Origin of the sequence: Gordonia asplenii, from assembly GCF_012933505.1 — a bacterium.
GTDB lineage: Bacteria > Actinomycetota > Actinomycetes > Mycobacteriales > Mycobacteriaceae > Gordonia > Gordonia asplenii.
On sequence record NZ_JABBNB010000006.1, the window covers coordinates 87,881 to 107,425 of the forward strand.

Sequence of the window (19,545 nt, forward strand, 5' to 3'; positions counted from 1 at the left end):
AACGAGGCTATCGGCTGCCGTCCCAACTGTTTCCCAGGGTGTCGTCACGCGTACCGGCGCGTGCGCCCGCCAGAGCGTAGGCGACCGTCGCGGCGATGAAGTCGTCGTCGATCGGTCGATTGCCCAATAGTGCGCGCATGTACGCGGGCGCGGAAATGGCTTCGATGAGCTGGTAGGCGTCGGTGTCGGCAGGCAGTTCGTGCCGGCCGATCGCACGTTCGACGATGCTGGTGGCCGTCGCGAACCGATGGTCGAAGAATGCGGAGCGCGCGGCCCTGATCGAACCAGTGGAATCGTCGTCGAGCGCGGCCGCACTGCGTACGACGCGTAACACCCGAGGTCGGTTGAGCAGTGCGACGATCTGCGTCAACAGGGCGTGCAGGTCTCCTTCGATCGATCCGGTGTCGGGGATGGGGTTGTCGACCGCGGCGAGCCGGAGAAGGGCGGCCGCGGTCAGATGATCGACCGTCGGCCATCGGCGATAGATCGTCGTCTCGGCTACGCCCGCCGCTTGCGCGACAGCGCGCATGGTCAACCCGGAATAGCCGACGTCGAGCAGTAGTTCCAGGGCGGCCGCCTCGACGGCGTCCTGGACTCGCGCGGAGCGCCCGCCTGTTCGGCGGGCGGGAGTGGTGGCGTCGGGCACTGTCTCATCCTGTCTGATCGGCGGTCTTGGCGTGAACACCGAGGGTATTGACGGCGGGCGGATAGCTCGCCTATCGTTCTTTAACGATAGACCACCTAGCGTTAAGGACTAGAGAATGGTGACGGAACAGCTTGCGATCACTGCGAAGTTCGGCGGCCGGAGCCACGGGCGGACTGAGATTCTGGCGTGGGAGGACAAGCGAATCGACGCCGCGGCCAAGAAGCTCGGCGTAGCTCCGCCGCCCGCCGCGCCGATCGTCGAGCGCCGGGAGAACTGGCTCGACGTCAAGCGCGCGCTCGGCGACGACGAGATGCTGCGGCGGTTGGCGCGCGACGCCAAGATCGCCGACGTCATGGGTGCGCTGCAGGCGAAGGTCAGTGGTCGTCGACGCACGAGCGTGACCGAATTGTTCGTGCCCGGCGGTTCCGCCAAGCGGTTCACCGAGTGGTTCAACGAGATCACGTTCTCCTCGAACCAGCGGGAGATGGAGCGCGCCTGCCCGGATCACTTCGTCCTGCGCATCGTCGACGGAAAGCAGCAGGTGCTGGAGACGAACGGCGGAAGTCCGCTGACCGCGCTGTTCGACATCGACTACGACGACATCGCGAGTATTACCACCGAGGTCGATCCGACATTCGCCTTCCGGCTCGACGGCGTCGCGCGATCGTCGAACGGTACCGCGATCGGCGGAGTGCGCCATCAGTTTCGGGACACGCCCGACGGGGTCCACGCTCGCCTCGCCGTCGAGTTCCCGCTGCCGATGTTCGGGTCGATCGTGCGTGGACACGAATGGCATCTGGCGTGTGAATTCTCGAACTGGATGGAAGCCGCGATTGCGGCTGACGCGGTCTGATCACGCGCGCCGGAATCGGAGATCGGCCGGCGGTGTGGGTGCGATCGGATGACTGCTCAGAATGCGTAGGAACCGAAGCGGCCCCAGGCCACCACGACCGCGAGGATCAGCAGCACGACGTTGACCGGGATGTTGGTGAATTCGCTGCGGCGCGCGTGGACGACGATCGCGCCGACCATCACCAGGGCCACGCAAACGGCGGCGACGGGTACGAGAATCGGTGCGATGTTCGTCACGGCGGGCAGGAATAGGCCGATCGCACCCAAAACCTCAAGTGCGCCGATGGTTTTGACGGCGTTGGGGCTGAAGTCCTCCACCCAGCGCAGGCCCGCCGCCGCGAGCTTCTCCTTCGATTGCGACACCTTCATCAGGCCGGCGAGTCCCATTGCGACGGCGAGGACGATGGCGATGATCCACAATGCGACGTTCATTGCTGCAACTCCTGACTTGAATGATCAACTGACCTGAGCATCTCATCGCTCACTTGAACAGTCAAGTCAGCGGTGGAATGCTGTGGTGATGGATACCGAGGGTGAGCCGAACTGGCTGTCGAAGACCGAGGAGCAGACCTGGCTGGCGCTCACGAGCGTCATGATGCGACTGCCCGCGGCGCTCGACGCTCAGCTGCGCCGCGACGCCGGAATCGGGCACTTCGACTACGTGGTGATGTCGGCGCTGTCGATGTCCGAGGGTCGGACGATGCGCCTGTCCGACCTCGGCGGATTGGTCGACGCGTCACTGTCCCGGTTGTCGCACACGTTCAACCGGTTGGAGCGCAGCGGCTGGGTACGGCGTCGTCCCGACCCCGACAACGGGCGCTATACCCTCGCCGAACTGACCGACGAGGGCTGGGGCAAGGTCGTGGCGACGGCTCCCGACCACGTCGCCGAGGTGCGACGCCTTGTGATCGATCCGCTCACCGGTGAGCAGAACGGTCAGTTGCGGGCCATCTGCGCAAGCATCGTCGAGGCGATCGGGGGAGTGGAATGTCCGGGTGCGGCGGCTCCGCCAGCAGAAGGGGCCCGGCCCTAGTCAGACCAGAAGGACTGCATGTCCTCGACCTTCACCACGCTCCCGCCGTACTCGATGGTGAGCGTCGACGGGCTGACGATGTAGGTGTAGCCCTTGTTGGTCACGGTGAAGGTGCTGCCGGTGCGAACGGGGTTCTGGATCTCGATGGTGCCTTCGGGGGCCATGCCCTTGTAGTAGAGCCCGCCGGCATCGCCGACCTGGCAGATGACGATCCGTGAGCGGTCGGTGATCCCGATCGCCACCGCCGGGTCGTTCGACGCATTGCAGCGCGGGCCGTCGGTGAATCCCTGCCAGTCGGTGCCCGAGACCGTCGGGGAGTCGTGGGCGGTGGTCGTGGTGGTGACGGGCGTCGTGGGGGTAGGCGCCGACACGGGCAGTTGGGGAGTCGCGGTGGGTTGCTGCGTGATGGTGATCGTCGTGTTGCTGGTGGTGATCACCGTCGTCGACGGTGTCGGCGGCACCGACGTCGCTTGATTCGACGACGTCGACCGGGGGATCAACAGGACCGCGGCGAGTACTCCGGCGACGACCAGCAACACACCCGCGGCGGCCGCCGCCAGCACGATCGGCGACGACCACGGCGAGCGCGGCGGCTCCGGCGGGTAGCCACCCGACTGCTGGTACGGATCGGTTGGGTAGGTCACGCCTGCCCTCCTTCAGTGTGCGAAATACCTCGTCAGCGGATCAAGTCGGCCAATGCGGCGTCGGCGAGTCGGGCCGCGCGTTGCTTGTGCTCCTCAAGCGTTTGAGTATGACCGTATCGCCCGAGGCCGACAATCGTCTCGACGTAGTACTTGATCTTCGGTTCGGTTCCCGAGGGCCGGACCATGACGCGTAGTCGGGCGCCGTCGTCGGACGTGCCGGTGAGCGCGATCGCATCGGTGCGCAGCCCGTCGCCGCGCGAAGCGAAGTCCTCGATGTCAACGTCGATTCCCGCGATCGACGACGGCGGATCGCGGCGCAGACTCGTCATCACCGCGTCGAACTCCGCGGGAGTCGTCAGCCGCCGCGAGGTGGCCGCGGTGTGGTGTACGCCGTGTGCGCGGTACAGGTCGTCGAGCAGTCCGACGATGGTCTCGCCGTCGGACTTGCACTGTCGGGCAATCGAACTCATGACCACCGCGGCACTGATCCCGTCCTTGTCGCGGACTGCCGCCGGATCGACGCAGTGGCCGATCGCTTCCTCGTAGGCGTAGCGCAGCGGCGCGTCCGGGCAGTCGTCGTCGGCACGCGACAGCCACTTGAAGCCGGTCAGCGTCCGCACCGACGTCGCCCCCGCCGACTCGGCTGTCGCGGCGGCCAGCATTCCCGAAACTATGCTGCTGGCAACGGTTTTCGGTCCGGCGGGCGCGTGTCGAAGGAGGTATGCGCACAGCAGCCCGCCGGTCTCGTCGCCGGTGAGCATCCGCCATCCGCTCGCGGTGGGGATGCCGACGGCCATTCGGTCGGCGTCGGGGTCGAGAGCGATCGCGACGTCGGAGCCGGTGCGGATTGCCGTTTCGAGCAGGAGATCCGTCGCGCCGGGCTCCTCGGGGTTGGGGAAGCCGACGGTCGGGAAGTCGGGGTCGGGCTCGAATTGCGTTGCGACGACGCGCACATCGTCGAATCCGGCTCGACACAGCGCGTCCACCGCGAGTGTTCCACCGACGCCGTGCATCGCGGTCAGTGCGATTCTCAACGGCGTGGCCGGGCTCCCGGTCGGCAGTTCGGCGATTCGCGCGAGGTAGTCGTCCCGGACCGCTGCGGCGCGTGCGTCGACCGAGACGGTAACGCGCCCAATATCTTTCGTCGGGCCGACGTCGCGCATGAGCGCTTCGATCTCGGCGTCGTCGGGACTGACGATCTGTCTGCCGCCGCGGCCGTAGAGTTTGTACCCGTTGTCGGCGGCGGGGTTGTGCGACGCGGTGATCTGTATGCCTGCGACGGCGTCGAGCCGACGGGTCGCGAAGGCGACCAAGGGCGTGGGTGCCACGCCGGGGAGCGCGACGACGTCGAAGCCCAGTGCGGCGAGAACTTCGGTCGTCGCGGTGAAGAAGGCGGCCGATCCGTGGCGCGCGTCGCGGCCGACGACGACTGTGCCACCGATGTTTTCGTGTGCCGTCAGCCAGGCGCCCACCGCTGCGGTGGCCCGGGTGACGGTGGCGACGTTCATACCGTTCGGCCCCGCACGAACTACACCGCGCAGCCCGGCGGTGCCGAAATGCAGTGTGTCGCTGAATCGTTCGGCGAGGTCGTCGCAGCGACTCGGGTCGTCGAGCAGTGCGCCCAGTTGCGCGCGGGACACCGGGTCGGGGTCGTCGTCGATCCAGGCGCGCGCGGCCTCAGAGAGCGGCGATGACGTCATGGAGCAGTTCCCCGATCCGTGCGGCCGAATCCTGTCCCGCCGCAAGGACTTCCGCATGGTTCAGTGATTCACCGGTGATTCCGGCCGCGGGGTTGGTCACCAGAGAGACGCCGAGAACGTCGAGTCCGGCGGCGCGTGCGGCGATGGTCTCGTGCACCGTCGACATTCCGACGAGGTCGGCGCCGAGTGTGGCCAGCATCTTGATCTCGGCGGGCGTTTCATAGTGCGGCCCAGGCAAACCCGCGTACACGCCGTCGGCCAGCGTCGCATCGACACCGCGGGCGACGTCGCGAAGACGGGGCGCGTACGCGTCGACGAGGTCGACGAACTGCGCTCCGATCAGCGGTGACCGGCCGGTGAGGTTGAGGTGATCGCTGATGAGGACGGTCTGCCCGACTCGATAGCCGGGGTTGATGCCCCCCGCGGCGTTGGTCAGGATGACGGTGTGCACGCCCGCGGCGGCGACGGCGCGGATCGGATGGACCACTCGCGAAAGATGGTGTCCCTCATAGGCATGAGTGCGGCCTACCAGCAGGAGCACCCGCCGCTGTCCCACCCGAACCGACACCGCGGTGCCGCTGTGACCGGCGGCCGCAGGAGCGGTGAAGCCGGGCAGCTCCGACATCGCGATCGTCGCGACCGGCTCGCCGAAGGCGCTCACGGCTTCACCCCAGCCGGAACCGAGGACCACGGCGACGTCGTGGGCGGGGGTGTCGGTCGCGGTGGCGAGGGCGGACGCTGCGGCGGCGGCAGCCGCATCGGCGTCGACGGTGGGATCCATGAGGCGAGTGTATGGCCAGATCAGGACTAGTGCCCCGTGTCGAACCTAGTCAGCAGTTCAGTACAGTTCGTCTATGCCATTCCTGCGCGAACGTGATGACGTCTTCGAGCTCTTCCTGGGTACCGAGGGCGTCGAGCTCGATGAGACCAATCCGGAGAACCGCTTTCACCCCGACTGGATCGCCACGGTGAGCGGACTGCTCGACGACGTCGCCGCGGCGTCGAACAAGAAGGCACTGGTCGTGACCGCGACCGGCAAGTTCTTCACCAATGGACTCGACACCGACTGGATCTTCGGCAACGCCGACAAGCTGCCGTCCTACCTGGACTCCGTGCACGCGCTGTACTCGAAGGTGTTGACGCTGCCGGTACCGACCGTGGCTGCGATCAACGGACACGCGTTCGGGGCGGGCGCGATGCTCGTGGAATGCGCCGATTACCGGATCATGAGGACCGAGCGCGGCTTCTGGTCGCTGCCCGAGGCCCAACTGAACATGCCGTTCACCCGCGGGATGGCGTCGCTGCTGCGCACCAAGCTGTCCGACGTGACGGCAACCGAGGCCATGCTGACGTCGCGTCGGTACGGCGCCGACGATGCGCTGGCCGCAGGCATCGTCGACGAGACCGTCGATGTCGCCGGACTGCTCGACCGCGCCCGCGCCGTGGCGAGCGAACGGCTGCCGTTGGCAAGCGCCAACCTGGGTGTCATCAAGGCGGGGCTGCGGCAGCCGCTGCTGGCCGATCTCGCGACGCTGACCCCCGCATCGTTGCTCTGAGGAAATATGACTGACGTGACGGCTCGCAGTGGCCAGGACATCATCGACGCCTGGCTGGCGGCGCATTCCAGCGATCTGATCGGCTGGCGGCGGGACTTCCATGAGCACCCCGAGCTGTCGCGGCAGGAAGTGGGGACCACCGACACGGTGATCGCCGCGCTGACCGCGCTCGGGTTGTCGCCGCAGCGGTTGCCGCTGGGCACCGGCGCCGTGTGCGACTTGGGCCCCGACGGACCCGGTCGCATCGCGCTGCGCGCCGACATGGACGCGCTGCCCATTCCCGAGCACACCGGGTTGCGGTTCCGATCGAGAGTCGACGGCGTGTCGCACGCCTGCGGACATGACGCGCACACCGCGATCCTGCTCGGCGTCGCACACGTGCTCGCCGAGGCCGGCGACCTGCCCGTCGGCGTGCGGCTGATCTTCCAGCCCGCGGAGGAAGTGATGCCTGGTGGAGCGCTCGACGCGATCGAAGCCGGCGTCATGGCAGGCGTCAGCCAGATCTTCGCGCTGCACTGCGATCCGCGCCTGCCCGTCGGATCAGTCGGGTTGCGCGTCGGCGCGTTGACGTCGGCCGCGGATCACGTCGACCTGACCTTGCATTCTCCCGGCGGTCATACGTCGCGGCCGCATCTGACCGGCGACCTCGTCTACGCGATGGGCACCGTCATCACCGGCTTGCCGGGCATCTTGACTCGGCGGGTGGACCCGCGGTCGGGGACCGTCATGGTGTGGGGTGCGGCCAATGCCGGTAACGCGGCCAATGCGATCCCGCAGGAGGGCAGGCTCAAGGGCACCGTCCGGACCGGCACCCACGAAGTGTGGACCGAACTGGAGCCGCTGGTCCGCAGCATCATCGGCGAGTTGCTCGGACCGTTGAAGGTCAGCTACGACCTGTCCTACTTCCGCGGTGTCCCGCCGGTCATCAACGACGCCGATGCCGTGGCGGACCTGACCCGCAGCGTCAGTGCGTGTGGGCCCGCCGCTGTCGCCGACACCCCGCAATCGCCTGGCGGAGAAGACTTTTCGTGGTATCTCGAGCAGGCCCCCGGCGCGATGGGGCGCCTGGGCGTGTGGGACGGGATCGGTCCGCAGGTGGATCTACATTCGCCGAATTTCGATATCGACGAGCGGGCTCTGGCGGTGGGTGTACGCACTCTCGCGGGTGTCGTTCTGGGCTACCGGTGACCTTTCCTACGGCCGTTCCACGTGTAGCCCGCGTTCGGTCGACCTAATGGATCGTCGGCGTGGTTTCGACACGCTCGACCAGCGCATGGGCCCACCGTCGGTGAATCCAGGCCCAAGCGGGCGGGCTTGGCGCACAACCAATCCAATCAGAGGCGACGCTTCACCTGTGGAGTGTCGCACTTGAAGAGTTGTGTGACCGTTGCGTTCCTCTGCCGGTTGAGCCTAGGTTGAGCCTGGATCCACCGGCCGAAGCGCCATTCTGCTGGTTGAGCCGGACGAGCGCCGTGCTGAGCGAGGCGCTAGCCGAGTCGAAGTAGCGCTAGCCGAGTCCGTGTCGAAACCTCTCAGCCACAACAACTTTCGACGGTCCGCGCCAATCGGCGATGTCACCCGGCAAGTGTCACGTGTGCACCCTTCGGGTGCACACGCCTCGATGTTCGATTCCATCCCAGTTCGACAGTGCGCTACCATCAAATGCATTGTGGTACAGGGGTTTCGACACGCTCGTCGCTAGCGCTCCTCGCGGCTCAACCAGCAGATGGAGTGCCCGGACCGGTGAAACCAGGTTGAGCGAGCGGAGCGAGTCGAAACCCCGCCTGCAGGGCAATGACGAACCCCGCAGCGTCAGCGTGGTTTCGACTCGGCTTCGCCTCGCTCAACCAGCAGGATGCGCGCAAGATATCGATACCATTAGCCGCGACACGCTACTAGTCCAGATCGTCGTGGCGGACCAGCTGGCGGGCCGCCTCGATGACCGAACCGGACAGCGACGGGTAGACCGACAGAGTCTGCGCGAGGTCGCTGACCGTCAGTTTGTTCTGGACCGCCAGCGCGATCGGCAGGATCAGCTCCGACGCCGTGGGCGCCACCACAACTCCACCGATCACCACACCTGTCGCGGGACGGCAGAAGATCTTCACGAAGCCGCGGCGCAGGCCGCTCATCTTGGCGCGGGGATTGGTCGACAGCGGCAGCATCACCGTGCGGGCCGGGTATTCGCCGGAGTCGATCGCCTTCTGCGAAACCCCGACGGTGGCGATTTCCGGGCGGGTAAAGATCGCTGACGCAACGGTTTTCAGCTTGATCGGCGTGACGCCTTCGCCGAGGGCGTGATACATCGCGATGCGCCCCTGCATCGCCGCGACCGACGCGAGCGGGAACAGGCCCGTGCAGTCGCCCGCCGCGTAGATACCCGGCACGGACGTACGCGACACGCGGTCGACGGTGATGTAGCCGCCCTTGTCGACGTCGACTCCCGACTTGTCCAAACCGAGCGACCCGGTGTTCGGCACCGATCCGACCGTCATCAGGACATGCGAGCCGGTCACCGTCCGCCCGTCGGCGAGGTGCACGGTTGCGCCGTCCCCGGTGCGCTCGACTCGATCGGCACGTGCGTGCTTCACCAGTTCGACGCCGCGCTCGGCGAGTGCTTCCTCGAGCACCAGTGCGGCGTCCTCGTCTTCGCCGGGCAGGACGCGATCACGGCTCGACACCATCGTCACCTTCACACCCAGTTCGGTGTACGCGTGGACGAACTCAGCGCCGGTGACGCCGGAACCGACGACGACGAGATGCTCGGGCAGGTCCTCGAGGTCGTAGAGCTGGCGCCAGGTGAGAATGCGTTCGCCGTCGGGCTCGGCATCGGGCAGGATACGTGGGCGCGCGCCGGTGCTCAGCAGGACGACGTCGGCTTCGAAGCGTTGCTCGTCGCCGTCGGTGGTCTTGGCGAGCACGGTGTGATGCGAGACACCGATCTGGGCGTCGGCGAGCTCGCCGACGCCGGAAACGAGTTTGATGCCCTCACTGACCAGGCGCGATCGGATGTCGGCGGACTGCGCGAACGCCAGGTCGCGGACGCGTTGATGGATCTGCGGCAGGCTGACCAGCGCATTGTCGGGGCGCAGGTTGATGCCCAGGTCGACGGCCTTGCGGACATCGGTGCGGATGCCGGTCGAGGCGATGAAGGTCTTCGACGGCACACAGTCGTAGAGCACGCACGCACCGCCGACGCCGTCCGCATCGATCAAGGTGATGTCCGCGCCGTACGCGGCTGCGGCCAGCGCGGCCTCGTAGCCCGCCGGTCCGCCACCAATGATCACGATCTTCGTCATCGTCTCTCGCTTCCTGCCCAGAAGGTGCCCAGCACAAGTATCGCCAGCGTGGATGCGCGCTGCCGGATATCAACCTAATCGCTCCGGAGCCACCCCACCACTTCCACAGTGCGGCGCCAGTGATCTAGGCTTTTCGCCGTGCCGATTTATGCCGCCTACGGGTCCAACATGCATCCCGAGCAGATGGCCGAACGTGCCCCGCACTCGCCGATGGCGGGTACCGGCTGGCTGCACGGTTGGCGTCTGACCTTCGCCGGCGGCGACATCGGGTGGGAGGGATCGCTCGCCACCGTCACCGAAGACCGCATCGACGACACCGCGAAAGTCTTCGTCGTGCTCTACGACGTCACCGTCGAAGACGAAGACAACCTCGACCGGTGGGAGGGCTCCGAACTCGGCATCCATCGCAAGGTCCGGGCACGCGTGCACACCGAGACCGGACCGGTCCTCGCCTGGCTGTACGTGATGGACGACTACGAAGGCGGCCTGCCGTCGGCCCGCTACCTCGGTGTGATGGCCGACGCAGCCGAAATCGCCGGTGCCCCAGCCGAATACGTGCAGGACCTCCGGCTGCGCGAGTCGCGCAACGTCGGGCCGGGACCGGGCCCGATCGAGTAGACGTCGACTCAAGGCGGCATCTTGTCGATCGTAGCCTTCGTGAAAGCTATTGCACGGGAACAGATTTCGTCGATTGAGGGAGTGGGCAGGGAATCGTATTGTGCGATCGTCGAAATGCCCGCCGAGCCTGATTGGACGTGTGTGGCGCACGCCGACGCGCTGATCTCGGAGACAAGTGTCTTGCGACCGTTGAAAAACATATCGCCACGCCATTTGAAAGCCTGTTGTTCTCGTCGATAGACTTCAAGGCTTGCGCTATTGCCGACAATCTGTGTCACTGCCCATGCTTTGTCATCACGATAGGTCCATACGCATCCCCGCGCGGTCTGATGGTCGACCGCGGCAGCATCGTGCACGCTCAGGATGTCGACGTCAGTGAGCCGTGCGATCGTAGAGTCCACCGCGGTACACGGCTCGTATGACGTGCCGTTGTTCGCGTCGTTCCATCTGTTGGGGAAAGTATTCGAAAATGGCAGCTTCGGTGTAGTGGTTGATAGCTGGCGATGATCCTGAGCGCCCTGCGGATTGGCCGTCCCGTCTACTTCGCAGGAGGCCAAGGCAATCATCGATACGCACAGTGCGAGTATTTCTATCAACGTTCGAGTGATTTGTCTCATGTGCAGTCACGTGCCAAGTGAGAAATGCGCTGAGCTGACGCGGTCAGTGGCTGATAGCGACGCTGCGGATATCTGGCACTGCGATGCGAGTGACTGAAGCGTTTTGACCTGCGAGCTGAGTTGCTCATTCCAATTGGCCGTGAACTCTTGGAGAGCCGAGTAGACCGCGGTCCCCTCTGGACATCCATCGCCAAAGTAATTCCGAGTGAGAACGGCAGTGACTTTCCGCCTGCAGACCATCAACTCCTCCGCGGCGGCGGTCGCTGCCTCTGCTCGTCGGAGCCACGCTTGTTCCTGCATCTGGACCACGCTCGTCCCGTGGACGGCGATGCCGTTGTCGTCGCCGCGCGCGGCGCCCGGCGTCGAAGCGTTCGGGGTCGACGTCTTGGGTTCCAGTGCGACGTAGTCGCCCGGGTTCGGTTGTGTCACGGAGCCCTCCCTTGCCTGTGACGTGCAATACAGCGATCCTATGTTGGACGCACGGGAGGGGCGTTCGGTTCCATCCGAATTGCCTCAAATCGAACACTGGCCAAATCGTGGCCGCGCGTCGTAGGATCGGCGAATGGCGCCAGGGGGAGGGCGAACGGACTGGGATTCCCACTCCATTGCCGACATTCTCGCGAAGATTCAGTCGATGGACTCGGTCCAGGCTGCGGCCGACGCTGCCGCACTGCAGGCGGCGGTCACGTCGGCGCAGGCTGCCGCTCGGCGGCTCGGTTCGGTGTTCGACGCGGGCGAGTGGCTGCTGAAGGGAAAGGCCGCGACCGCCGGGCTCACGTCGGCACAGGCGGCCGCGACGGCTATCTCGGCGAGTGCGACTCTGGCGTCGTCGGCGGTGTCGGCCCTGACAACCGCGGGAGGCGTCCTGCAGACGGCTCGTGCCAATCAATTCGCATTGGCCGGTCTGCAGGCCCAGATGGCCGTGGCGCCGGAGGATTCGGCGGCGATCAAATCGGCAGTCACCAACTTGATGAATTCGCATTACAGCGATCCGATGACGGGAACCGCGGTGCCGGCCGCAACGGGATCGGCGGGCAATTCACCGGGCTCGACGTCGAGCGCGAATACCGGTGGAGACACAGCCACGTCGAATTCGACTCAGACCCGGGGTTCGGGAACCCCGTCGAACACGACGAATAACGCGAATACCGCGGTCAAGAACACCGCGACCAAGGGCGATACGACTAAGAACAATCCCACGACGGTCGCAAACAAATCGCAAGCGACGAAGACCGCCGCAACGACGACGAATGGTGCGCAACAGAATTCGACGCAGAAGACGAACACCACCACGACCTCGGACAAGGGGGACAAGACGACTCCGACCCCGGCCCGCACCACTCCGTCGCGGGTCACGCCGGACAAGGCGCTCGACCTCGGGCGGGGGACCAACACACGATCTGGCCCGTCGCCGCACTCTCCCGGTGGTCGGGGCGTAGCACCGGGCGGCATGCAGCCGGTGTCGAGTCCGCTTCGGCGACTGGGCATTTCGACGATGAGCCCGCTGGGCACCCCAGCAACGGGTGCGGGATCGCAGGCGTCCCCGAGCCGTTCGTCGTCGTCGCCGTACGGCCCGCACGCCGGTCGCAGTCGTGAGGGCAAGGACGGTCGGCACCGGGTAGCGTCCTTCTTGAACACGACCGCCAACGGTGAGGAGGTGGTCGGATCGCTGCCGCTGGTCGGCCCACCGGTCATCGGAGACTGGGCCGGACCGCCGCCGGAGCCCGACGACGCCGCACCGCCACGCGACAAGAAGACCGGAAAGTGATCGCGCCCACCGCTTCTCGGAGGACGGTCGACGCCGGACCGCGGCGTCGAATCGACACCGTTCCCGGGTTGGCCGCCGTCGTCGACGCCGTGCCCGCTTGCGACGTCGCGCGGTGTCTGCTGCTGGTCGCCGTTGCAGTCGTCGACGTCGGCGGCGTCGGCGCGGAACCCGTTGTGGTCCAGTTGCTTTCCCAATGGCGTACCGCGGGCCAGGTGGAAGTGTCGACGCGGATGGAACTCACCGAACTGTGCCGTCAGGCTGAATCGATCGCGCTGGACCCACGCGTCGAGGCCACCATGCGCGACGCCGCATTTCGTCGAGCGAGAGCGTTGACCTGTCTGCATTTCGCAAGTGCCGCAACCGCTGTCGGCCTGCCCGTGGCGGCGCTGCGAGAAGCGTTGCGGGAGAGCAGTTATGAAGCCTCGTCGGCGATGAGAGGCCCGGCGGGCGTGATCGGCATCCTGCGCGACTACGCCGCCGGGTGAGGTCGGACGAAGGGACTCAGTTCAAATCGAAACTGTGCTCCACGGCGCGATTCCATTTGGCGTACAAGTCATCTCGCCTGTCTGCCGACATCTTCGGCAGCCAGGTCTTGTCCTGTGCCCAATTGTTGCGGATGTCGGACTCGCTCTTCCAGTAGCCAACCGCCAAACCGGCGGCGTAGGCCGCGCCGAGCGCGGTGGTCTCATTGACCACGGGGCGGACCACCGGCACGCCGAGGACGTCTGCCTGGAACTGCATCAGCAACTCATTGACCACCATGCCGCCGTCGACTTTCAACGTCGACAGGGTGACACCGGAGTCGGCCTGCATCGCTTCGATGACCTCGCGAGTCTGAAATGCACTGGCCTCCAAAGCAGCTCGCGCGAGATGTCCTTTGTTGACGTAGCGGGTCAGCCCGACGATGACGCCGCGCGCGTCGGGCCGCCACCGCGGCGCGAACAGTCCGGAGAAGGCGGGAACGAAGTAGGCGCCGCCGTTGTCGTCGACGGTGGCGGCCAGTGCCTCGATTTCGCTTGCGGCGGAGATGATTCCGAGGTTGTCGCGCAGCCATTGGATGAGTGACCCGGTCACCGCGATGGAGCCTTCCAACGCGTAGTGCGCGGCGTCGTCGCCGATCTTGTAGCAGACAGTGGTGAGCAGGCCGTGGTCGCTGAACACCGGGCTGGTGCCCGTGTTGAGCAGCAGGAAATTCCCGGTGCCATAGGTGTTCTTGGCTTCGCCGGGCGACAGGCACGCCTGACCGAAAGTCGCGGCCTGCTGGTCGCCCAGAATGCCGGACAGCGGCACACCGGCGGCCGGCCCCTGGTCGCGCAGCGGCCCGTAAACCTCTGAGCTGCTGCGGATTTCCGGCAGCAACGACATGGGGATGCCCATGTCCGCGCAGATCTCCGGATCCCAGTCGAGGGTGGTGAGATCCATCAGCATGGTGCGTGACGCATTGGTGACGTCGGTGATGTGCAGCCCGCCGTCGACGCCCCCGGTCATATTCCACGCGCACCATGAATCCATTGTGCCGAAACATAATTCGCCGGCTTCGGCACGCGTGCGCAGGCCGGCGACATTCTCCAGCAGCCAGGCGATCTTGGGCCCGGAAAAGTACGTCGACAGCGGCAGTCCGGTGCGCTGCCGGTAACGGTCGACCCCCTGCGACCCGGCGAGTCGTTCGCACAGATCGGCGGTGCGGGTGTCCTGCCAGACGATCGCGTTGTGGACCGGCTCGCCGGTGGCGCGATCCCAGATCACCGTCGTCTCACGCTGATTCGTGATACCGCAGGCGGCGAGGTCGGACCCCTTGAGATCGGCCGATGCCAGGGCCGACGCCGCGACCCTACGTGTGTTCACCCAGATCTCGGCGGCGTCGTGCTCCACCCAGCCGGGCCCCGGGAAGATCTGCTGATGTTCGACCTGCTCGGAGCTCACCACGCGCCCGCGATGGTCGAAGATCATCGCACGCGTCGACGTCGTGCCCTGGTCGATCGCTGCCACATACTTGCCGCCGGAATTCGCCACGCGCCCATCCTCGCACGCCATGTCGGCGTCCACGGTGACCCCGGCACAATTGCGCGCGGACGCCCCGGAGTCGGCGGCAATCCGGCAATGCTGACACTCTGGACCGGTGACCCGCAACCAACCGACATCGCTCGCCCGGCAACTGGCCACCGTCCTCACGTCGAAGCTGTCGTGGCTGGTGCTGGTCGGTGTGATTCTCGCATCGGGAGCCGTGATGGCACTGGCGCCGACGAACGAATCCGCGGGCAGTGCACCGGATTCGTTGCCTCCCGAGGCCCAATCGGCGCACGTGGACGAGTTGCTCGACGACTTCCCCTCGGCGGGAGTCGCTCCGGTCATCGCGGTGGTAACCCGCACCGACGGAGCGCAGCTGACCGGCGCCGACGTCGTCGCACTGACGGGAGTAGCTCAGCGCATGCGCGCGGTCGAGCGAGGTGTCGACGCCGGGCCCGCCGCCCCACCCGTCATCTCCGACGACAAGAAGGCCGGACTCGTGACTGTTCTCGTCAAGGGGGACGTGACAGGCTTCGAACTGCGTGACATGGTCGGCGCCCTACGCACCGTGGCGTCGGACGGCCTCCCGCCGGGCCTGACGTCGAATATCACCGGCGGACCCGCGTTCGGCGCCGACATCGCCGACTCCTTCTCCGGCGCGAACACTACGTTGTTGCTGGTCACGGCACTGGTGGTCGCAGTTCTGCTGATCATCACCTACCGTTCGCCGATCCTGTGGCTGGTGCCCCTGATCGTCGTCGCCATCGCCGATCGCCTCGCCACGGTCGTCGGCTCGGTTGTCGCGGGCTGGTTTGGATTGAGTTTCGATGGATCGACGTCGGGTATCACGAGCGTGCTCGTGTTCGGTGCGGGAACCAATTATGCATTGCTGCTGGTCTCACGCTATCGCGAGGAGCTTCGCGTACACGCCGATCATCGTGACGCGCTGCGAACGGCATGGTTGCGCGCGGCGCCGGCGATCCTGGCAAGCAACGCGACCGTGGTCGTTGCGCTGTTGTTGCTTCTGGTGACGCCGCTGCCCAGCATCCGGAGTCTGGGCGCGCTGGCGGCCTGCGGCATCGTCATCGCGGCGATCTTCGTGCTGATCGCGCTGCCTGGGGCCCTCGCACTGTGCGGCCGCGGATTGTTCTGGCCGGTCGTGCCGCACGACGGCGACGCGGACCCGACCGAATCGGGAGTATGGCATCGGGTCGCGACGACGGTGGCTGCCCGGCCGGTGACGATCGCGGCGATTGCGTTGCTGGCCATGTCGGTGTGCGCGGCAGGGCTCATCGGCGTGAAGGTCGGGCTCTCCCAGACCGAGCAGTTTCGGGTCAGCGCCGACTCCGTCGACGGCTACAACGTTGTGGCACAACACTTCTCCAAGGGACTGGCCGATCCCGTCACTGTCGTCGCCCGGACCCGCGGCGCCGACGCCGTAGCGAAGGCGGCATCACGGGTCGACGGTGTCCAGTCAGTACGAATCACCGAGACGGCACCCACCGGGTGGACACGTATCGCTGTCGTGATCGACGCGGACCCGGCGTCGGCGCGAGCCTTCGACACGATCGTCAGTTTGCGCACCGCGGTCTCGGCGGTACCCGGCGGCGACGCGCTGGTGGGCGGAAGCGACGCGAAGGAGTACGACACGAGGCAAGCCGCCCGGCGCAGCGCACTTGTCGTGATCCCGCTGATCCTGGCAGTCCTGATGCTCATCCTGATGGTGTTGCTGCGCGCGATTGTGCTTCCGCTGCTGCTGGTGGTCGTCACAGCTTTCAGCGCCCTCACCGCGCTCGGTGCCGGCACATTCCTCTCCGAGCACGTATTCGGATTCGGGGCACTCGACACGAATGTCATCCTCTTCGCCTTCCTGTTCCTCGTCGCTCTCGGCGTCGACTACACCTACTTCCTGGTGCTGCGCGCACGAGAGGAGGCAGTCAAACGTGGAACCCGCGACGGCATGATTCGCGCGGTGTCGGCAACCGGAGGAGTGATCACGAGTGCGGGTGTGGTCCTCGCTGCGGTGTTCGTGGTGCTCGGTGTTCTCCCACTCATCACTCTGACCCAACTCGGAATCATCGTGGGACTCGGAATCCTGATCGACACATTCGTCGTGCGCACCTGCGTCGTACCGTGTTTGATTCTGCTGGCCGGAACTGACCGGCGGGCGGGGTGAAGTGCTCGCCGGCCCGGTGACGCGCCGCCCGACTACCCGAGCCACGGCACCTACCTACCGGTAGCATTTACCCACATGGAGACTGACTTCAATCCTGACCGACCTGCGGATTTGGGTCCGGCGCAGCGTGGCGAGGCGTGGCGTCGACTTTCGAGCGAGCAGTTCGACATCCTCGTCGTCGGGGGCGGCATCGTCGGCGTGGGTGCGGCGCTCGACGCCGCCACGCGCGGCTTGCGGGTCGCGTTGGTCGAGGCACGCGACATCGCGTCGGGAACGTCGAGCCGGTCGTCGAAGATGTTCCACGGCGGTCTGCGCTATCTGGAGCAGCTCGAATTCGGACTGGTGCGCGAAGCCCTGCACGAGCGTGAGCTGTCACTGAGTCTGCTGGCGCCACACCTGGTCAAGCCGCTGCCCTTCCTCTACCCGTTGACGCAGCGCCTGTGGGAGCGTCCGTACGTGTCGGCCGGACTCTTCCTGTACGACCGGATGGGCGGCGCGAAATCCGTTCCCGGACAACGACATGTGAGCCGACTCGGCGCGCTGCGCGTGGCCCCGGCACTGAAGCGCAATTCGCTCGTCGGCGGAATCCGCTACTACGACACCGTCGTCGACGACGCGCGGCACAGCCTCACCGTCGCCCGCACCGCCGCGCAGTACGGGGCGGTGGTTCGGACGTCGACGCAGGTCGTCGGATTTCTGAAAGAAGCCGATCGGGTCCTGGGAGCCACCGTCCGCGACACCGAGACCGGCGAGACCGCCGAGATCCGCGCGCACTGCGTCATCAACGCTGCCGGGGTGTGGACCGATGAAGTTCAGGCACTGTCCAAGCAGCGCGGTCATTTTCGGGTGCGCGCCTCCAAGGGTGTGCACATCGTCGTGCCGCGTGACCGCATCGTCAGCGAGACGGCGATCATCTTGCGCACCACCAAGTCGGTGTTGTTCGTGATCCCGTGGGAGACGCACTGGATCATCGGTACGACCGATACCGACTGGAATCTCGACCTCGCACATCCCGCTGCGACACGCGCCGACATCGACTACATCCTCGACCGCGTCAACGAAGTGTTGGTGTCGCCGTTGACGCACGACGACATCGAAGGCGTATACGCCGGACTGCGCCCGCTGCTGGCCGGCGAGGACGACGAGACGTCGAGCCTGTCGCGTGAACATGCGGTGGCAGCCGTCGCGCCCGGGCTCATTTCGATCGCGGGCGGAAAGTACACCACCTATCGGGTGATGGCGGCTGACGCCGTCGACGCGTGCAACGACTACATTCCGACGCGCGTCGCGCCGTCGATCACCGAGCGGGTCCCGCTGCTCGGCGCCGACGGCTACTTCGCGTTGATCAATCAGTGCGAGCACCTCGGCCAGCGATTCGGGTTGCACCCCTACCGAATTCGACGTCTACTCAACCGGTACGGCTCGATGGTCGACGACGTGCTGTACTACGGCGACGACGATCCGTCGCTGCTCAAGCCGATTGCCGCTGCGCCGCAATACCTTCGGGTCGAGATCGTGTACGCGGCCCGCAATGAGGCAGCGCTTCATCTGGAGGATCTCCTCTCGCGCCGCACGCGCATCTCCATCGAGTACAGCCACCGCGGCGTCGACTGCGCGGCCGAAGTCGCCGAGCTGGTGGCTCCGATCCTCGGCTGGGATGAAGCGAAGACCGCCTTCGAAGTCGCCAATTACGTTGCGCGCGTTGAAGCGGAGATCGCCTCGCAGCGCCAGCCCGACGACGCGTCGGCCGACGCCCTGCGTGCGGCGGCACCGGAGTCCCGCCGCGAGATCCTGGAGCCGGTGCCGGTTCCCGAATGAACGGACTGACCGCCGACCCCGGCATGTGGGCGCTACTGCTCGGCGGTGCGCTGTGTGCCGGGTGGATCGACGCCGTGGTCGGCGGCGGTGGACTGGTCCTGATTCCGTTGCTGCTCATCGTCTTTCCGGAGCTCGCACCGGCGAAAGCGTTGGCGTCGAACAAGTTGGCCGCCATCTGGGGCACCGCGACTGCCGCGGTATTGTTCGTGCGCCGCAACGGAATAAGTCCGCGGCTGGCAGCGACCGGTTTCGGTATGGGAGCGCTCGGGGCGTCGATCGGCGCCTCTCTCGCGTCGGCCATCAGCGCCGACGTCATGCGTCCCGTCGTCATCGTGCTGATGATCGCGGTCGGTGTATTCATTTGCGCCAAACCGGCTTTCGGCCGCACGATCGACGCTCCGGCGGTGCGGCCCGATCGTCGGCAGCTGATGATCGCGCTCGGATTGGTCTGCGTCATCGGCTTTTACGACGGCATCTTCGGTCCGGGGACGGGAATGTTCTTGATTCTGTCGTTGTCGGGTGTGCTGGCCACCGACTTCTTGTCGAGCGCGACGGTGGCCAAGGTCGTCAACACGGCTACCAACCTGGGTGCGTTGACGGTGTTCGCGCTGCAGGGGAATGTGTTGTGGCTCTTGGGGCTGACGCTCGCGGTGGCGAACGTCGTCGGGTCGGTGATCGGATCGAAGATGACACTCAAGGCCGGCAGCGGATTCGTGAGGTACGCGCTGCTCGCCGTCGTCGTGGTGATGAGTGTGAAATTGTTGATCGATCAGTTCGGGTGAGGTCTTTCGACTCCACAAAGTGCGCGAAC

Annotated in this window: 19 protein-coding genes; 11 read left to right on the forward strand and 8 right to left on the reverse strand. The window is 66.1% G+C overall.

Features of this window, described 5'->3' with window-relative positions; translation table 11 throughout:
- Positions 1 to 7 precede the first annotated feature (7 nt).
- On the reverse strand, positions 8 to 646 hold the full coding sequence (locus tag HH308_RS07485) for a TetR/AcrR family transcriptional regulator (protein WP_312870452.1): 639 nt from the start codon (positions 644 to 646) through the stop codon (positions 8 to 10).
- Between the two features lie 115 nt (positions 647 to 761).
- Here HH308_RS07485 and HH308_RS07490 point away from each other — a divergent pair, with 115 nt between their 5' ends.
- Positions 762 to 1,499: a hypothetical protein gene (locus HH308_RS07490; protein WP_170193564.1), complete on the forward strand. Its 738-nt coding sequence runs from the start codon at positions 762 to 764 to the stop codon at positions 1,497 to 1,499.
- Positions 1,500 to 1,555: 56 nt separating this feature from the next.
- On the opposite strand, the gene HH308_RS07495 is transcribed toward HH308_RS07490, so the two are convergent.
- A complete protein-coding gene (locus HH308_RS07495) occupies positions 1,556 to 1,930 on the reverse strand; it encodes a DoxX family protein (protein ID WP_170193565.1) in 375 nt (124 codons plus the stop codon).
- A gap of 88 nt (positions 1,931 to 2,018) precedes the next feature.
- Here HH308_RS07495 and HH308_RS07500 point away from each other — a divergent pair, with 88 nt between their 5' ends.
- Entirely contained in the window at positions 2,019 to 2,531 is a 513-nt protein-coding gene (locus HH308_RS07500; protein WP_170193566.1) for a MarR family winged helix-turn-helix transcriptional regulator, read from the forward strand.
- Here HH308_RS07500 and HH308_RS07505 read toward each other — a convergent pair.
- From HH308_RS07505 to HH308_RS07515, 3 genes are read right to left on the reverse strand one after another with little or no spacing between them, the layout of a single operon-like run.
- On the reverse strand, positions 2,528 to 3,175 hold the full coding sequence (locus tag HH308_RS07505; protein ID WP_170193567.1) for a hypothetical protein: 648 nt from the start codon (positions 3,173 to 3,175) through the stop codon (positions 2,528 to 2,530). The two genes, HH308_RS07500 and HH308_RS07505, sit on opposite strands and share 4 nt — an antisense overlap.
- A 32-nt stretch (positions 3,176 to 3,207) precedes the next feature.
- Positions 3,208 to 4,875 (reverse strand): phospho-sugar mutase, encoded by a 1,668-nt coding sequence (locus HH308_RS07510; RefSeq protein ID WP_170193568.1) that lies wholly within the window; start codon positions 4,873 to 4,875, stop codon positions 3,208 to 3,210.
- Entirely contained in the window at positions 4,853 to 5,656 is an 804-nt protein-coding gene (locus HH308_RS07515; protein WP_170193569.1) for a purine-nucleoside phosphorylase, read from the reverse strand. The genes HH308_RS07510 and HH308_RS07515 overlap by 23 nt, the downstream gene beginning before the upstream one ends.
- A gap of 73 nt (positions 5,657 to 5,729) precedes the next feature.
- Here HH308_RS07515 and HH308_RS07520 point away from each other — a divergent pair, with 73 nt between their 5' ends.
- Together HH308_RS07520 and HH308_RS07525 are read left to right on the forward strand one after the other, a co-directional pair.
- Positions 5,730 to 6,431 (forward strand): enoyl-CoA hydratase/isomerase family protein, encoded by a 702-nt coding sequence (locus tag HH308_RS07520; protein WP_170193570.1) that lies wholly within the window; start codon positions 5,730 to 5,732, stop codon positions 6,429 to 6,431.
- Between the two features lie 6 nt (positions 6,432 to 6,437).
- Complete coding sequence (locus HH308_RS07525) at positions 6,438 to 7,619, forward strand: amidohydrolase (protein WP_170193571.1); 1,182 nt, start codon at positions 6,438 to 6,440, stop codon at positions 7,617 to 7,619.
- A gap of 707 nt (positions 7,620 to 8,326) precedes the next feature.
- On the opposite strand, the gene HH308_RS07530 is transcribed toward HH308_RS07525, so the two are convergent.
- Positions 8,327 to 9,730 carry an NAD(P)H-quinone dehydrogenase gene (locus tag HH308_RS07530; RefSeq protein WP_170193572.1) on the reverse strand — a complete coding sequence of 468 codons (1,404 nt, stop codon included), beginning with the start codon at positions 9,728 to 9,730 and terminating at the stop codon, positions 8,327 to 8,329.
- Between the two features lie 138 nt (positions 9,731 to 9,868).
- On the opposite strand from HH308_RS07530, the gene HH308_RS07535 reads away from it, so the two are divergent.
- Positions 9,869 to 10,348, forward strand: a complete 480-nt coding sequence (locus HH308_RS07535) for a gamma-glutamylcyclotransferase family protein (RefSeq protein ID WP_170193573.1) — start codon at positions 9,869 to 9,871, stop codon at positions 10,346 to 10,348.
- Between the two features lie 8 nt (positions 10,349 to 10,356).
- Here HH308_RS07535 and HH308_RS07540 read toward each other — a convergent pair whose 3' ends face one another.
- Positions 10,357 to 10,914 carry a DUF3558 family protein gene (locus HH308_RS07540; RefSeq protein ID WP_170193574.1) on the reverse strand — a complete coding sequence of 186 codons (558 nt, stop codon included), beginning with the start codon at positions 10,912 to 10,914 and terminating at the stop codon, positions 10,357 to 10,359.
- Between the two features lie 256 nt (positions 10,915 to 11,170).
- On the opposite strand from HH308_RS07540, the gene HH308_RS07545 reads away from it, so the two are divergent.
- The 3 genes from HH308_RS07545 to HH308_RS07555 all read left to right on the forward strand — a co-directional run bounded on the left by HH308_RS07545 (position 11,171) and on the right by HH308_RS07555 (position 13,218).
- Positions 11,171 to 11,371, forward strand: coding sequence for a hypothetical protein (locus tag HH308_RS07545; protein ID WP_170193575.1), 201 nt, complete (start codon positions 11,171 to 11,173; stop codon positions 11,369 to 11,371).
- Positions 11,372 to 11,527: 156 nt separating this feature from the next.
- The gene (locus HH308_RS07550; RefSeq protein WP_170193576.1) at positions 11,528 to 12,733 is read left to right on the forward strand and encodes a hypothetical protein; all 1,206 of its coding nucleotides are present in this window, start codon (positions 11,528 to 11,530) and stop codon (positions 12,731 to 12,733) included.
- Positions 12,730 to 13,218: a hypothetical protein gene (locus HH308_RS07555; RefSeq protein WP_170193577.1), complete on the forward strand. Its 489-nt coding sequence runs from the start codon at positions 12,730 to 12,732 to the stop codon at positions 13,216 to 13,218. The genes HH308_RS07550 and HH308_RS07555 overlap by 4 nt, the downstream gene beginning before the upstream one ends.
- A 16-nt stretch (positions 13,219 to 13,234) precedes the next feature.
- Here HH308_RS07555 and glpK read toward each other — a convergent pair whose 3' ends face one another.
- Positions 13,235 to 14,722, reverse strand: a complete 1,488-nt coding sequence (glpK, locus tag HH308_RS07560; RefSeq protein ID WP_170193692.1) for a glycerol kinase GlpK — start codon at positions 14,720 to 14,722, stop codon at positions 13,235 to 13,237.
- A 130-nt stretch (positions 14,723 to 14,852) separates the two neighbouring features.
- On the opposite strand from glpK, the gene HH308_RS07565 reads away from it, so the two are divergent.
- The 3 genes from HH308_RS07565 (at position 14,853) to HH308_RS07575 (ending at position 19,516) form a co-directional block, all read left to right on the forward strand.
- Positions 14,853 to 16,916 carry an MMPL family transporter gene (locus HH308_RS07565; RefSeq protein WP_312870453.1) on the forward strand — a complete coding sequence of 688 codons (2,064 nt, stop codon included), beginning with the start codon at positions 14,853 to 14,855 and terminating at the stop codon, positions 16,914 to 16,916.
- Between the two features lie 75 nt (positions 16,917 to 16,991).
- A complete protein-coding gene (glpD, locus tag HH308_RS07570; protein WP_170193578.1) occupies positions 16,992 to 18,734 on the forward strand; it encodes a glycerol-3-phosphate dehydrogenase in 1,743 nt (580 codons plus the stop codon).
- Positions 18,731 to 19,516 carry a TSUP family transporter gene (locus HH308_RS07575; RefSeq protein WP_211188267.1) on the forward strand — a complete coding sequence of 262 codons (786 nt, stop codon included), beginning with the start codon at positions 18,731 to 18,733 and terminating at the stop codon, positions 19,514 to 19,516. The genes glpD and HH308_RS07575 overlap by 4 nt, the downstream gene beginning before the upstream one ends.
- The last annotated feature ends 29 nt before the right edge of the window (positions 19,517 to 19,545 follow it).